The sequence below is a fragment of the Nocardioides terrigena genome (assembly GCF_003047265.1).
Lineage (GTDB): Bacteria > Actinomycetota > Actinomycetes > Propionibacteriales > Nocardioidaceae > Nocardioides > Nocardioides terrigena.
Genome location: NZ_PZYY01000005.1, coordinates 414,172 through 426,347, shown reverse-complemented (window position 1 = coordinate 426,347; position 12,176 = coordinate 414,172). Strand labels below are relative to the sequence as shown.

The following is a 12,176-nucleotide window of genomic DNA, read 5'->3' as shown; positions in this document are numbered from 1 at the left end:
GCTCGTGGTCGTGGAGACCAGGTACGCCGCAGGGGACGGCGTCCTGCTGGGCGCGGGTGACCACTGGGTCCTCGTCACCGACCCGCACGACGACGACGTGCTCGACGAGATCTGGGTCGTGGTGTCCCGCTCGCGGGCGGCCACGGGCTCGGTGACCGAGGAGGTCCTCGCCCTCCTCGAGAAGGCGTTCGAGGGAGACCCGCCGGCACTGGCCGTGGTGGACCTGTCTGCCGGCGGCTCCGCCAGCCTCTCGCGCGGCCACGGCCACGTGCGCGTGCTCGGTGCGGACCGCATCCTGTCCCTCGACGGCGGCGCCGACCCCGTGGCTCTCGTCCCGACCCGTCGTCTGGTGGCCGGCGTGGTCGCCGCCTCCCGGGCGGAGATCCGGCCCCTGGCCCACAAGGTGGCCCCGACCTCCGCCGCGCCCGCCGTCCCGGCGCAGGCCGCCGCCCCCGGCATGATCGACGGCATCCCGGCCTCGATCCTGGCCGCCACCGGCCCCGCCGGCCCCCCACCCCCGCGACCACGGCGTCGCGATCCCGCGCAGGTGTCCGAGGACACCGGGTCGCTGCACGACACCACCGAGCCGGACCCGGCCTTCATGGAGCGCATCAGCGAGGGCGGCCACACGACGATCCGGTCGACGGACCCCGGGCAGCACGCCGGGGAGGACTCCGGTGCGGACTCCGGGGAGCCGGAGGTCGACGACCACGACGGCTCCACCGTGCACCGTCCGGGACCCGTCCCCCACCTGAGGCACGGGACCCACGAGACGGTGCTGGCCGTGAGCTGCCCCCTGGGCCACCTGACGTCGCCGTCGCAGCCCTCCTGCCGTGTGTGCCGGCAGCGGGTCGCCCCGCAGGAGCCGCGCCGGGTGGCCCGTCCCACCCTCGGTGGCCTGCGACTCCCGACCGGGGAGGTCGTGCCGCTCGACCGGGGTGTCGTGCTCGGTCGCAGGCCCGCACCGCTCGAGGGCGCCGGGGACTGGCCGCACCTCGTGCACCTGCCCTCCGACCACACCTTCGTGTCGCGCATGCACCTGCACATCGAGCTCGACGGCTGGCAGGTGCTCGCGCGCGACCTCGACTCGCGAGGTGGCACCATGCTCACCATGCCCGGACGCCCAGCCGAACGCATGCGCGCGGGCGAGGCGTACGTCCTCGACCCCGGCGCGTCGCTCGACCTCGCCGAGGTCTACGAGGTCCGCTTCGAGGTCGGCTCCGCGGCCGCCACGGTGGGCGAGCGGTGAGCGCGCCGGTCATCCCGGGGTTCCAGTTCGTCGAGCACCTCGGGAGCGGCGGTTTCGCCGACGTCTTCCTCTACGAGCAGCAGTGGCCGCGACAGCGCGTCGCGGTCAAGGTCGTGCGGCCCGACGTACCCCTCAACGAGCGCGAGAAGCAGCTCTTCACCGCCGAGGCCAACGCCATGGCCCGGCTCGCCGACCATCCCTACATCGTCTCGGTGATCACCGCCGGGGTGACCCAGGACGGCGGCCGCCCCTACCTCGTGATGCGCTACTGCCCGCCGCCCGACCTCGGGATCCGGGTGCGCTCCAACCCGATGCCCGTCGTCGACGCCGTCGCGACCGGCATCAAGCTGGCCAGCGCCATCGAGACCGCGCACCGCTCCGGGATCCTGCACCGCGACATCAAGCCCAGCAACGTGCTGGTGACGACCTACCACGAGCCCGCGCTCACCGACTTCGGCATCGCCGGCCACATGGCCGACATCGAGGGCGAGAGCGACGTGCGCATCTCCTACCCGTGGTCCCCGCCGGAGCTGCTCGACGGACGATCCAACGGCTCGGTCGCCTCCGACGTCTACTCCCTCGGCGCGACGATCTGGCACCTGCTCGTGGGTCGCTCGCCGTTCTCCATCCCGTCCGGCGACAACTCCACCCGGGCGCTGAGCGCCCGCATCCTGCACGCCGCTCCCCCGGCCACCCAGCGCCCGGACGTGCCCCCGGCCCTGGACAGGCTGCTGCAGCAGTGCCTGGCCAAGCAGCCCGCGCACCGGCCCCAGAGCGCCCTCGAGCTGGCCCGCAGCCTCCAGCAGGTCGAGTCCGCCGCCGGGTGGTCGCGCACCGCCGTGGCGGTCGAGGGCGACCGTCCCGACTCGACCGTGCGCGCCGTCGCCCCGGAGCCCGAGGAGGACCGGACGGTCATGAAGGCCGTCACGGTGATCTCCGCGTCGGGCCCGCGGCGGATCGCGACGGCCCAGGAGGAGCAGGAGGCCGAGGAGCAGGAGCAGTCCCGCGGCGTCTCCGGGGTCGTGTGGGCGGCGGCGGGCGTCGTCGCCGTCGCGGCCGCGGTGGTCGCCCTGGTCCTGGGCGGAGGTGACCGTCCCGACGACCGCGAGGCCGACGGACCGCTCACGCCCACGGAGACGACCCCGTCGGACCTGGTCCCGCAGGACCTCGGCACCGCCCCCTCGGTGACGGGCACCCGCACCGACGCGGGGGTCGTCTTCCGCTGGCAGACCACCGAGGAGCTCGAGCCCGGGGACACGTGGCTGTGGCAGCGCCTCGACTCCGGGGACTTCGAGCGCACCGACAAGGACCAGGTGGTCATCCGGACCCCGGACGACATCTGCGTCGAGGTGCGCCTGGTGCGGGGCAGCGACCAGTCCCCCGCCACCAACGAGTGCGTCCCCGCCGGCTAGGCCGACGGGGACGCGTTCACGGTGGGGCGGGGACGATCAGTCGTCGTCCCAGTCGCGACGAGGTCCGGTCGCGGCGTCCTGCTCCTCCTCCGTCATCCGGCTCGAGGCCCACAGCGAGAGCACCGCGGTGATGGCCAGGGTGGCCAGGATGACCACCAGCGAGAGCCAGATCGGGATCTCCAGCCAGGCGTAGTCGAGGGGCTCGCCACCGTTGATGAACGGGAGCTCGTTCTCGTGCAGCGCGTGGAAGAAGAGCTTCACGCCGATGAAGGCCAGCAGGAACGCCAGGCCGTACGACAGGTAGATCAGGCGCTGCAGCAGGCCGCCGATGAGGAAGTAGAGCTGGCGCAGGCCCATCAGCGCGAAGATGTTGGCCGTGAGCACCAGGTAGGGCTCCTTGGTGATGCCGAAGATCGCCGGGATCGAGTCGAGCGCGAACAGCAGGTCGGTCGTGCCCAGCGTGATGATCACGATGAACATCGGGGTGATCATCCGCTTGCCGGCGTCCTTGATGAACAGGGACTTGCCGTGCCACTCCGACGTGGCGGGGAAGCGACGCTCGATGAAGGCGACGAGCTTGTTCTCCTCGAACTCCTCGTCCTCGTCCTCCGCGCCTTCCTTGGCGAGCTTGAAGGCCGTGTAGACCAGGAACAGGCCGAAGATGTAGAAGATCCAGCTGAAGTTGCTGATCGCGGCCGCGCCGACGGCGATGAAGATCGCGCGCATGATCAGCGCCATCACGATGCCGATCATCAGGGCGTACTGCTGCAGCTCGCGGGGCACGGCGAACTTGGCCATGATGATGATGAAGATGAACAGGTTGTCGATGGAGAGCGAGTACTCCACCAGCCAGCCGGAGTAGAACTCCAGCGCGTAGGTGCCGCCGGAGGTGTACCAGACGCCGAGGCCGAAGATCACCGCCAGGCCGACGTAGATCGACAGGTACGTCGCGCACTCCCGCATGCTGGGCTCGTGCGGTCGTCGGCCGACGACGGCGAGGTCGAAGGTGAAGATGGCGATGGTCACCACGGCAGTGGCGATCCAGACCCAGGTGGGTACGTCCACGAGGTTTCCTCCGGGAGGGGTAGGGGGATGTGCGGGCACCGGCGCCGCCGCGTGGGGCGGTCACTCCGGAGGTCTCTTCCGCACCTGGGCCGTGGCCGCAGGGGCCGATGGCACCGGGAGCGGACCGAGACCCACGCCGTACTGACGACACCACCGCGGGGGAATACTCCCCTCCTGGTGGCCACAGTCTGGCACGGACCCTCGACCGGGGTCGAACCGTCCGGTCGACGGTCGGGTCAGGACCCGCCGTACGGCGCGCCGAGACCGGCGAGCCCCGCGGCGCCACCGTCCACGGCGGTGAGCACCCATGCGCCGGCGGGCGTGAGGGTGAAGGTGTGCTCGAAGTGGGCGGCCATGGAGCCGTCCACGGTGGCGACCGTCCACTCGTCCTCGAGCAGGTCGGTCTCCTTGCTGCCCAGCGTCACCATCGGCTCGACCGCCAGGGCGAGGCCCTCGACGAGGGTCGGGCCCTTGCCGCGCTTGCCGTAGTTGGGCACGTTGGGAGCCATGTGCATCTCGGTGCCGATGCCGTGGCCGGTGTAGTCCTCGAGGATGCCGTAGCGGCCCTGGCTGACGACGTAGCGCTCGATCGCATGACCGATGTCGCCGACCCGCCCGCCGAGGTGGGCGGCGGCCATGCCCCGCCACAGCGCCTCCTCGGTGACCCGGAGCAGCTCGAGGGTCTCGGGGGCGACGTCCCCGATCGGTACGGTGATCGCCGCGTCGCCGTGCCACCCGTCGACGATGGCGCCGCAGTCGATTGAGATGACGTCGCCGTCCCGCAGCACCCGGTCCCCCGGGATGCCGTGCACGACCTCGTCGTTGACGGAGGCGCAGATCGTCGCGGGGAAGGGCGGCTGGCTGTAGCCCTTGAATGACGGGATGCCGCCGTGGTCGCGGATGTGCGACTCGGCCAGCCGGTCGAGCTCGCCGGTGGTCACGCCCGGGGCAGCGGCCCCGCGCAGCAGCTCGAGGGTGCGACCGACGAGCAGCCCGCTGACCCGCATCTGCGCGATCTGGGCCGGCGTCTTGATCTCCAGGCCCCGGTTGGCGAACACCACAGGGCTCAGCTCAGGACTGGGGGACGACGTCGAGCGCGGTGAAGATGCGCTGGGTGACCTCGTCGACCTCGCCGAGGCCGTCGACCTCGATGAGGAGGCCGCGGTCGCGGTAGACCTCGACGAGCGGGGCCGTCTCCTCGCCGTAGATCTCCTGGCGACGACGGATGACGTCGGCGGTGTCGTCGGCCCGGCCGTCGGTCTCGGCACGCTGCAGGAGCCGCTCGACGACCTCGTCCTGGTCGACGGTCAGCACCACGACGGCGTCGAGCGCATGGCCGGTGTGCTTGATCATCCCGTCGAGCTCCTCGACCTGCGCGAGCGTGCGCGGGTAGCCGTCCAGCAGGAAGCCGGGCTCGGCGTCGGGCTCGTCGATGCGGTTGCGCACCATGAGGTTGGTGACCTCGTCGGGGACGTACTCGCCGGCGTCCATGTAGCGCTTGGCCTCGACGCCGAGCTCCGTGCCCTGCGACACGTTGGCGCGGAAGATGTCACCGGTCGAGATCGCCGGGATGCCGAAGTGCTCGGCGATGAACTTGGCCTGCGTGCCCTTGCCGGCACCGGGCGGCCCCATGATGATCAGCCTCATTAACGCAGGAACCCTTCGTAGTTGCGCTGCTGGAGCTGGCTCTCGATCTGCTTCACCGTGTCCAGCGCGACTCCGACCATGATGAGGATCGAGGTGCCGCCGAAGGGGAAGTTCTGGTTGGCGTTGATCAGCGCGAACGCGATCAGGGGCACCAGCGAGATCAGACCGAGGTAGAGGGCTCCGGGGAACGTGATGCGGGACAGGACGTAGGACAGGTAGTCCTCGGTCGGCTTGCCCGCCCGGATCCCGGGGATGAAGCCGCCGTACTTCTTCATGTTGTCCGCGACCTCCGTGGGGTTGAAGGTGATCGAGACGTAGAAGTACGTGAAGAAGATGATGAGGGCGAAGTAGATCGCCATGTAGAGCGGGTGATCGCCGCCGACGAGATAGTTGTTGATGAAGGTGATCACCGGCGACGAGCTCGTCTGGTTGAACTGCACGGCCATCGCGGGCAGGTAGAGCAGCGACGACGCGAAGATCACCGGGATGATGCCGGCCTGGTTGACCTTGAGCGGGATGTACGTGGACGAACCACCGAACATCTTGCGGCCCACCATGCGGCGGGCGTACTGCACCGGGATCCGGCGCTGCGCCTGCTCGATGAAGATGACGGCGGCGACCAGGATGAGGCCGATCACCATCACGATGCCGAAGACCCACCAGCCCTGGGTCACCTGGACCTGCCACAGGGAGCCCGGGAAGGTCGCCACGACCTGGGTGAAGATGAGGATCGACATGCCGTTGCCGATGCCGCGGTCGGTGATGAGCTCGCCGAGCCACATGATGACGGCCGTGCCGGCGGTCATGGTGATGACCATGGTCAGGAACGTCGCGGTGCTGTCGCTGTGCAGCAGGTCGCGGGTGCACCCCTGGAGCAGGTTGCCCGACCGCGCCAGCGCCACGATGCCGGTCGCCTGGAGGAGCGCGAGGCCGAGCGTGAGGTAGCGCGTGTACTGCGTGATCTTGGTCTGGCCCGCCTGGCCCTCCTTCTTCAGCGCCTCGAGCCGTGGGATGACCACGACGAGCAGCTGCAGGATGATGCTGGCGGTGATGTAGGGCATGATCCCCAGCGCGAAGATCGTCAGCTGGAGCAGCGCGCCACCGGAGAACAGGTTGACGAGCTGGTAGAGGCCGTTGGACTCCACGTCACTGAGGCACGCCTGCACGTTGGCGACGTTGACGCCGGGCGTCGGCACCTGGGAGCCGAGCCGGAAGATCGTGACGATCAGCAGGACGAACAGCAGCTTGCGCCGCAGGTCCGGCGTGCGGAAAGCGTTGGCGAACGCGCCTAGCACAGGATCGGCCTTTCGGTTACTGGTGCCGGGACAGGGTCTGGTCCCCGTCTCGGCGGACTACGCCTCCACACACCTGCGTGAAGGCCCGGGGAAGCCTAACAGTCGCCCGTCAGACTTCTGCCCCGGTGAACGATGAGGCCCGGCCCGACAGTTCCCACTGCCAGGCCGGGCCTGTGTACGTCGTGCGAGAGGACGAGCCTCAGACCACCGTGGTGGTGCCGCCGGCGGCCTCGATCTTCTCCTTGGCGGAGCCCGAGAACGCGTCGGCGGTGACCTGCACGGCGACCGAGATGTCGCCCTGGCCGAGCACCTTGACGGGCTGGCCCTTGCGGACCGCGCCCTTGGTGACCAGGTCCTCGACCGAGACGGCGCCACCCTGCGGGAAGAGCTCGTTCAGCTTGTCGAGGTTGACCACCTGGAACTCCACCTTGAAGGGGTTCTTGAACCCCTTCAGCTTGGGGAGCCGCATGTGGATCGGCATCTGGCCACCCTCGAAGGCGACCGGAACCTGGTAGCGGGCCTTGGTGCCCTTGGTACCGCGACCGGACGTCTTGCCCTTGGAGCCCTCACCGCGACCCACGCGGGTCTTGGCGGTCTTGGAGCCGGGAGCCGGCCGGAGGTGATGCAGCTTGAGCGTCATGTCAGTCGACCTCCTCGACCGTCACCAGGTGACGGACAGTGTTGACCATGCCCCGGATCTCCGGGCGGTCTTCCTTGACGACCACGTCGCCGATCCGCTTGAGACCGAGCGAGCGCAGCGTCTCGCGCTGGTTGGCCTTGAGGCCGACCAGTCCGCGCTTCTGCTGGACCTTGAGCTGCGCCATCAGGAGGACACCCCCGCAGCGGCCGCCGCAGCGGCCTCCTCGCGACCGGCCTCGCGGGCCTTCAGGATCGCAGCCGGGGTGACGTCCTCGACCCGCTTGCCGCGGCGAGCCGCCACGGCCTCGGGCTCCTCCAGCATCCGCAGCGCCTCGACGGTCGCGTGCACGATGTTGATCTGGTTGGACGAGCCGAGCGACTTGCTCAGCACGTCGTGGATGCCGGCGCACTCGAGCACGGCGCGCACCGGGCCACCGGCGATGACGCCGGTACCGGGGGACGCCGGGCGCAGCAGGACGACGCCCGCTGCCTTCTCGCCCTGCACCGGGTGCGGGATGGTGCCCTGGATGCGGGGGACCTTGAAGAATGCCTTCTTGGCCTCCTCGACACCCTTGGCGATCGCCGCAGGAACTTCCTTCGCCTTGCCGTAGCCGACGCCGACCAGACCATCGCCGTCGCCGACGATCACGAGGGCGGTGAAGCTGAAGCGACGACCACCCTTCACGACCTTGGCGACTCGGTTGATCGCAACGACGCGCTCGATGTAGGCGGTCTTCTCAGCACCCTGGCCCCGACCATTGTCGCGTCCGCGACGGTCGTTGCCCTGGCGCTCGCCACCACGCTGTCCGCGCTGGGCTCCGCTCATGAGATTCTCCTCTTTCGAAAAACTGGTTCGGCGATCAGAACGACAGTCCGCCCTCACGGGCGGCGTCGGCGAGGGCCGCGATGCGACCGTGGTACTTGTTGCCGGCACGGTCGAAGACGACCGCGTCGACACCCTGGGCCTTGGCACGCTCGGCAACGAGCTCGCCGACCTTCTTGGCCTTGGCGGTCTTGTCACCGTCGGCGGCGCGCACGTCGGCCTCCATGGTGGAGGCGTGGACGAGCGTGGCACCCTGCAGGTCGTCGACGACCTGCACGGTGAGGTGCCGGGCCGACTTGGTGACCACCAGGCGCGGGCGCTCGGCGGTGCCGGAGACGCGCTTGCGACCACGGACCTGACGACGCAGGCGCGACTTGACGCGTGCGGCGGTGTGCTTGTTGTTGGACAGCGAGATCGCCATGGTCACTTACCAGCCTTTCCGACCTTGCGGCGGATGTGCTCGCCGGAGTAACGGACGCCCTTGCCCTTGTAGGGCTCCGGCTTGCGCAGCTTGCGGATCTTGGCCGCGACCTCACCCACGAGCTGCTTGTCGATGCCGACGACGCCGAGCTTGGTCGGGCCCTCGGTGGTGAACGTGATGCCCTCGGGGGCGTCGAACACGATGGGGTGGCTGTAGCCGAGCTGGAACTCGAGCTGCGTGGGGCCCTTGGGCAGCACGCGGTAACCCACGCCCACGATCTCGAGCTTCTTCTCGTAGCCCTCGGTGACACCCACCACCATGTTGCTGATCAGGGTGCGGGTCAGACCGTGGAGCGAACGGCTCTCACGCTCGTCGTTGGGGCGGGTCACCTCGAGGACGCCGTCCTCGGACTTCGCCACCTTGATGGGCTGGGCCACGGTGTGGCTCAGCGTGCCCTTGGGGCCCTTGACGGTCACCAGCGCGTCGTCGATCGCGACGTCGACACCGGACGGGACCGTGATGGGGAGCTTGCCAATACGCGACATGCTTCTCTATCTCCTTCTTGGTCTCAGTGGTCCGGGGTCACCAGACGTAGGCGAGGACTTCGCCGCCCACGCCCTTCTGGTTCGCCTGACGGTCGGTGAGCAGGCCCTGGCTGGTCGAGATGATCGCGACACCCAGGCCGCCGAGCACCTTGGGCAGGCCCGTGCTCTTGGCGTACACCCGGAGGCCGGGCTTGCTGATGCGGCGCACACCTGCGATGGAACGCTCGCGGTTGCGGCCGTACTTCAGGGTGACGGTCAGCGTCTTGCCGACCTCTCCCTCGGAGGGCTCCTTGACGTCGAACGACGTGATGTAGCCCTCCTGCTGGAGGATCTCGGCGAGGCCGGCCTTCATCTTGCTGTAAGGCATCGACACCTCGTCGTGGAACGCCTGGTTGGCGTTGCGCAGACGCGTGAGCATGTCTGCGATCGGGTCAGTCATCGTCATGGCCGTGAGGCCCTTTCTCCACCGTGGTTTCGCGCCTGCATCTCAGGCGCGACCTGCAGCGATCGTTTTAGAAGGGGTGAGGAGGGAGGACAGGTCACCAGGAGGACTTGGTCACGCCGGGCAGCTCGCCCCGGTGCGCCATCTCCCGCAGGCAGATGCGGCACAGCCCGAACTTGCGGTAGACCGCCTTCGGACGGCCGCAGCGCTGGCAGCGGGTGTAGCCGCGCACCGCGAACTTGGGCTTGCGGGCGGCCTTGACCTTGAGCGCAGTCTTTGCCATGTCAGTTCTCCTTGAAGGGGAAGCCGAGCTGCTTGAGCAGCGCACGACCCTCGTCGTCGGTGGTCGCGGTGGTCACGACGGTGATGTCCATGCCTCGCGACCGGTCGATCTTGTCCTGGTCGATCTCGTGGAACATGACCTGCTCGGTGAGACCGAAGGTGTAGTTGCCGCGGCCGTCGAACTGCTTGGGCGAGAGCCCACGGAAGTCACGGATGCGGGGCAGCGCCAGCGAGAGCAGGCGGTCGAGGAACTCCCACATGCGGTCGCCGCGCAGCGTGACGTGCGCACCGATCGGCATGCCCTCGCGGAGCTTGAACTGCGCGATGGACTTGCGGGCCTTGGTGACCGACGGCTTCTGACCGGTGATCGCGGTGAGGTCCTTGATGGCGCCCTCGATCAGCTTGGAGTCGCGAGCGGCCTCGCCGACACCCATGTTGACCACGATCTTGGTGAGACCGGGGACCTGCATGATGTTCTTGATGTCGAACTCGGACTGCAGCGCGGGGATGATCTCCTCGCGGTAGCGGGTCTTGAGACGCGGGGTGACCTTGTCGGTGGTCTCGGTCATCTCAGATCTCCTTCCCGGTCTTGCGCGAGATGCGCACGGAGCGCTCCGCGGAGTACGTCGAGCCGTCGGGGCGACGCTTGGTGACCTCGTCGCGACGGAAGCCGAGGCGGGTGACGTCGTCACCCTCGACCAGCATCACGTTGCTGACGTGGATCGGGGCCTCGGCGGTGATGATGCCGCCGGTGTTGCCACCCTGGACGGCCTTGGTGTGGCGCTTGACGCGGTTGACACCCTCGACGATCACCCGCTGCTCCTCGCGGAGCACCGAGATGACCTTGCCCTGGGCACCCTTGTCCTTGCCGGCGATGACCTTGACGGTGTCGCCCTTCTTGATGTTCATGGTGTTCTTACCCATCTCTCACAACACCTCCGGGGCGAGCGAGATGATCTTCATGAAGCGCTTCTCGCGCAGCTCACGACCGACGGGGCCGAAGATGCGCGTGCCCCGAGGCTCACCGTCGTTCTTGAGGATGACGGCGGCGTTCTCGTCGAAGCGGATGTAGGAACCGTCGGCGCGGCGGCGCTCCTTGACGGTGCGCACGATCACGGCCTTGACGACGTCGCCCTTCTTGACGTTGCCACCGGGGATCGCGTCCTTGACGGTGGCGACGATGACGTCACCGATGCCGGCGTAGCGACGGCCCGAGCCACCGAGAACACGGATGCACAGGATCTCCTTCGCACCGGTGTTGTCGGCGACCTTGAGTCGCGACTCCTGCTGGATCATTGATTTCTCCTGGTTGTCGAGCTGGTTCTCGCCCTCTCAGCGGGGAGCGAGCCTGGCCGAACTGATGTGTGGAAGATGTAGCGGGAGGCCGAGCAGCACGAGGCTGTCGGTCTCAGGTCACTTGGCCTTCTCGAGGACCTCGACCAGGCGCCAGCGCTTCGTGGCGGACAGCGGGCGGGTCTCCATGATCAGGACCCGGTCGCCGATGCCGCACTGGTTGTCCTCGTCGTGTGCCTTCAGGCGCGAGGTCTTGCGCAGGACCTTGCCGTAGAGGGCGTGCTTCACACGGTCCTCGACGGTGACGACGATGGTCTTGTCCATCTTGTCGCTCACCACCAGGCCCTCACGGACCTTGCGCGAGTTGCGCGGGGTGCTCTCAGTCGTCTCGCTCATGCGCTTGCCTCTTCAGTGCTCGTGCCCGGGGTGGCGCGGATTCCGAGCTCACGCTCGCGCACCACGGTGTAGATCCGGGCGATGTCCTTCTTGACCGTGCGGAGCCGGCCGTGGCTCTCGAGCTGGCCGGTGGCCGCCTGGAAGCGGAGGTTGAACAGCTCCTCCTTGGCCTCCCGCAGCTTGGCCTCGAGGTCGACCGGGTTGAGCTCGTCGAGCTCGTGGGCGTTCAGCTTGCTTGTTGCCATCAGAATTCACCTGCCTCGCGGGAGACGAACCGGCACTTCATCGGAAGCTTGTGCATCGCGCGGCGCATGGCCTCACGAGCAGTCACCTCGTCGACACCGGAAAGTTCGAACATGACGCGGCCGGGCTTGACGTTGGCAACCCACCACTCGGGGGAACCCTTACCGGAACCCATGCGGGTCTCGGCAGGCTTCTTGGTCAGCGGGCGGTCGGGGTAGATGTTGATCCACACCTTGCCGCCACGCTTGATGTGACGGGTCATCGCGATACGAGCCGACTCGATCTGGCGGTTCGTGACGTAGTGACCCTCGACCGCCTGGATGCCGAAGTCGCCGAAGGCGAGCTTCGTGCCACCCTTGGCCGCACCGGTCCGCTTGGGGTGGTGCTGCTTGCGGTGCTTGACACGACGGGGCATCAGCATGGT

The 12,176-nt window shown here is 68.5% G+C and carries 19 protein-coding genes; 2 read left to right on the top strand and 17 right to left on the bottom strand.

Annotation, left to right across the window (positions count from 1 at the left end; genetic code table 11):
• Positions 1 to 10 precede the first annotated feature (10 nt).
• Entirely contained in the window at positions 11 to 1,249 is a 1,239-nt protein-coding gene (locus DAE25_RS13645; protein WP_159083728.1) for an FHA domain-containing protein, read from the top strand.
• Positions 1,246 to 2,661 (top strand): serine/threonine-protein kinase, encoded by a 1,416-nt coding sequence (locus tag DAE25_RS13640; protein ID WP_107766691.1) that lies wholly within the window; start codon positions 1,246 to 1,248, stop codon positions 2,659 to 2,661. The genes DAE25_RS13645 and DAE25_RS13640 overlap by 4 nt, the downstream gene beginning before the upstream one ends.
• 36 nt (positions 2,662 to 2,697) lie before the next feature.
• On the opposite strand, the gene DAE25_RS13635 is transcribed toward DAE25_RS13640, so the two are convergent.
• The 17 genes from DAE25_RS13635 to rplP form a co-directional block, all read right to left on the bottom strand.
• Positions 2,698 to 3,726 carry a TerC family protein gene (locus DAE25_RS13635; protein WP_107766690.1) on the bottom strand — a complete coding sequence of 343 codons (1,029 nt, stop codon included), beginning with the start codon at positions 3,724 to 3,726 and terminating at the stop codon, positions 2,698 to 2,700.
• A gap of 236 nt (positions 3,727 to 3,962) precedes the next feature.
• Positions 3,963 to 4,784, bottom strand: coding sequence for a type I methionyl aminopeptidase (gene map, locus DAE25_RS13630; protein ID WP_407669383.1), 822 nt, complete (start codon positions 4,782 to 4,784; stop codon positions 3,963 to 3,965).
• A gap of 13 nt (positions 4,785 to 4,797) precedes the next feature.
• Positions 4,798 to 5,373 carry an adenylate kinase gene (locus DAE25_RS13625; protein WP_107766688.1) on the bottom strand — a complete coding sequence of 192 codons (576 nt, stop codon included), beginning with the start codon at positions 5,371 to 5,373 and terminating at the stop codon, positions 4,798 to 4,800.
• Positions 5,373 to 6,668, bottom strand: a complete 1,296-nt coding sequence (secY, locus tag DAE25_RS13620; RefSeq protein WP_107766687.1) for a preprotein translocase subunit SecY — start codon at positions 6,666 to 6,668, stop codon at positions 5,373 to 5,375. The genes DAE25_RS13625 and secY overlap by 1 nt, the downstream gene beginning before the upstream one ends.
• A gap of 199 nt (positions 6,669 to 6,867) precedes the next feature.
• Positions 6,868 to 7,308 (bottom strand): 50S ribosomal protein L15, encoded by a 441-nt coding sequence (gene rplO / locus DAE25_RS13615; protein WP_056887131.1) that lies wholly within the window; start codon positions 7,306 to 7,308, stop codon positions 6,868 to 6,870.
• A 1-nt stretch (position 7,309) separates the two neighbouring features.
• Positions 7,310 to 7,492 (bottom strand): 50S ribosomal protein L30, encoded by a 183-nt coding sequence (rpmD, locus tag DAE25_RS13610; protein ID WP_056887130.1) that lies wholly within the window; start codon positions 7,490 to 7,492, stop codon positions 7,310 to 7,312.
• Positions 7,492 to 8,133, bottom strand: coding sequence for a 30S ribosomal protein S5 (gene rpsE / locus DAE25_RS13605; protein ID WP_107766686.1), 642 nt, complete (start codon positions 8,131 to 8,133; stop codon positions 7,492 to 7,494). Before rpsE ends, rpmD begins: the two co-directional genes overlap by 1 nt.
• A gap of 34 nt (positions 8,134 to 8,167) precedes the next feature.
• Complete coding sequence (gene rplR, locus DAE25_RS13600; protein WP_107766685.1) at positions 8,168 to 8,551, bottom strand: 50S ribosomal protein L18; 384 nt, start codon at positions 8,549 to 8,551, stop codon at positions 8,168 to 8,170.
• 2 nt (positions 8,552 to 8,553) lie between these two features.
• Positions 8,554 to 9,096 carry a 50S ribosomal protein L6 gene (gene rplF, locus DAE25_RS13595; RefSeq protein ID WP_056887127.1) on the bottom strand — a complete coding sequence of 181 codons (543 nt, stop codon included), beginning with the start codon at positions 9,094 to 9,096 and terminating at the stop codon, positions 8,554 to 8,556.
• 37 nt (positions 9,097 to 9,133) lie between these two features.
• A complete protein-coding gene (gene rpsH, locus DAE25_RS13590; protein ID WP_056887126.1) occupies positions 9,134 to 9,541 on the bottom strand; it encodes a 30S ribosomal protein S8 in 408 nt (135 codons plus the stop codon).
• Between the two features lie 94 nt (positions 9,542 to 9,635).
• Positions 9,636 to 9,821 (bottom strand): type Z 30S ribosomal protein S14, encoded by a 186-nt coding sequence (locus DAE25_RS13585; RefSeq protein ID WP_011757321.1) that lies wholly within the window; start codon positions 9,819 to 9,821, stop codon positions 9,636 to 9,638.
• Position 9,822: 1 nt separating this feature from the next.
• Entirely contained in the window at positions 9,823 to 10,389 is a 567-nt protein-coding gene (gene rplE / locus DAE25_RS13580; RefSeq protein WP_056887125.1) for a 50S ribosomal protein L5, read from the bottom strand.
• A 1-nt stretch (position 10,390) separates the two neighbouring features.
• Entirely contained in the window at positions 10,391 to 10,744 is a 354-nt protein-coding gene (rplX, locus tag DAE25_RS13575; RefSeq protein WP_056887124.1) for a 50S ribosomal protein L24, read from the bottom strand.
• 3 nt (positions 10,745 to 10,747) lie between these two features.
• Positions 10,748 to 11,116, bottom strand: a complete 369-nt coding sequence (gene rplN / locus DAE25_RS13570) for a 50S ribosomal protein L14 (protein ID WP_056887123.1) — start codon at positions 11,114 to 11,116, stop codon at positions 10,748 to 10,750.
• A 117-nt stretch (positions 11,117 to 11,233) separates the two neighbouring features.
• On the bottom strand, positions 11,234 to 11,509 hold the full coding sequence (gene rpsQ / locus DAE25_RS13565; RefSeq protein ID WP_056887122.1) for a 30S ribosomal protein S17: 276 nt from the start codon (positions 11,507 to 11,509) through the stop codon (positions 11,234 to 11,236).
• Positions 11,506 to 11,754 (bottom strand): 50S ribosomal protein L29, encoded by a 249-nt coding sequence (gene rpmC, locus DAE25_RS13560; RefSeq protein WP_056887121.1) that lies wholly within the window; start codon positions 11,752 to 11,754, stop codon positions 11,506 to 11,508. The genes rpsQ and rpmC overlap by 4 nt, the downstream gene beginning before the upstream one ends.
• Positions 11,754 to 12,173: a 50S ribosomal protein L16 gene (rplP, locus tag DAE25_RS13555; protein WP_056887120.1), complete on the bottom strand. Its 420-nt coding sequence runs from the start codon at positions 12,171 to 12,173 to the stop codon at positions 11,754 to 11,756. The genes rpmC and rplP overlap by 1 nt, the downstream gene beginning before the upstream one ends.
• Positions 12,174 to 12,176: the final 3 nt, after the last annotated feature.

Coding starts and splice junctions, on each gene's coding strand:
- DAE25_RS13625 (WP_107766688.1), bottom strand. CDS start 5,373: ATGAGGCTGATCATCATGGGGCCGCCCGGTGCCGGCAAGGGCACGCAG.
- rplO (WP_056887131.1), bottom strand. CDS start 7,308: ATGACGCTCAAGCTGCATCACCTCCGGCCGGCTCCCGGCTCCAAGACC.
- rpmD (WP_056887130.1), bottom strand. CDS start 7,492: ATGGCGCAGCTCAAGGTCCAGCAGAAGCGCGGACTGGTCGGCCTCAAG.
- rpsE (WP_107766686.1), bottom strand. CDS start 8,133: ATGAGCGGAGCCCAGCGCGGACAGCGTGGTGGCGAGCGCCAGGGCAAC.
- rplR (WP_107766685.1), bottom strand. CDS start 8,551: ATGGCGATCTCGCTGTCCAACAACAAGCACACCGCCGCACGCGTCAAG.
- rplF (WP_056887127.1), bottom strand. CDS start 9,096: ATGTCGCGTATTGGCAAGCTCCCCATCACGGTCCCGTCCGGTGTCGAC.
- rpsH (WP_056887126.1), bottom strand. CDS start 9,541: ATGACGATGACTGACCCGATCGCAGACATGCTCACGCGTCTGCGCAAC.
- DAE25_RS13585 (WP_011757321.1), bottom strand. CDS start 9,821: ATGGCAAAGACTGCGCTCAAGGTCAAGGCCGCCCGCAAGCCCAAGTTC.
- rplE (WP_056887125.1), bottom strand. CDS start 10,389: ATGACCGAGACCACCGACAAGGTCACCCCGCGTCTCAAGACCCGCTAC.
- rplX (WP_056887124.1), bottom strand. CDS start 10,744: ATGGGTAAGAACACCATGAACATCAAGAAGGGCGACACCGTCAAGGTC.
- rplN (WP_056887123.1), bottom strand. CDS start 11,116: ATGATCCAGCAGGAGTCGCGACTCAAGGTCGCCGACAACACCGGTGCG.
- rpsQ (WP_056887122.1), bottom strand. CDS start 11,509: ATGAGCGAGACGACTGAGAGCACCCCGCGCAACTCGCGCAAGGTCCGT.
- rpmC (WP_056887121.1), bottom strand. CDS start 11,754: ATGGCAACAAGCAAGCTGAACGCCCACGAGCTCGACGAGCTCAACCCG.
- rplP (WP_056887120.1), bottom strand. CDS start 12,173: ATGCTGATGCCCCGTCGTGTCAAGCACCGCAAGCAGCACCACCCCAAG.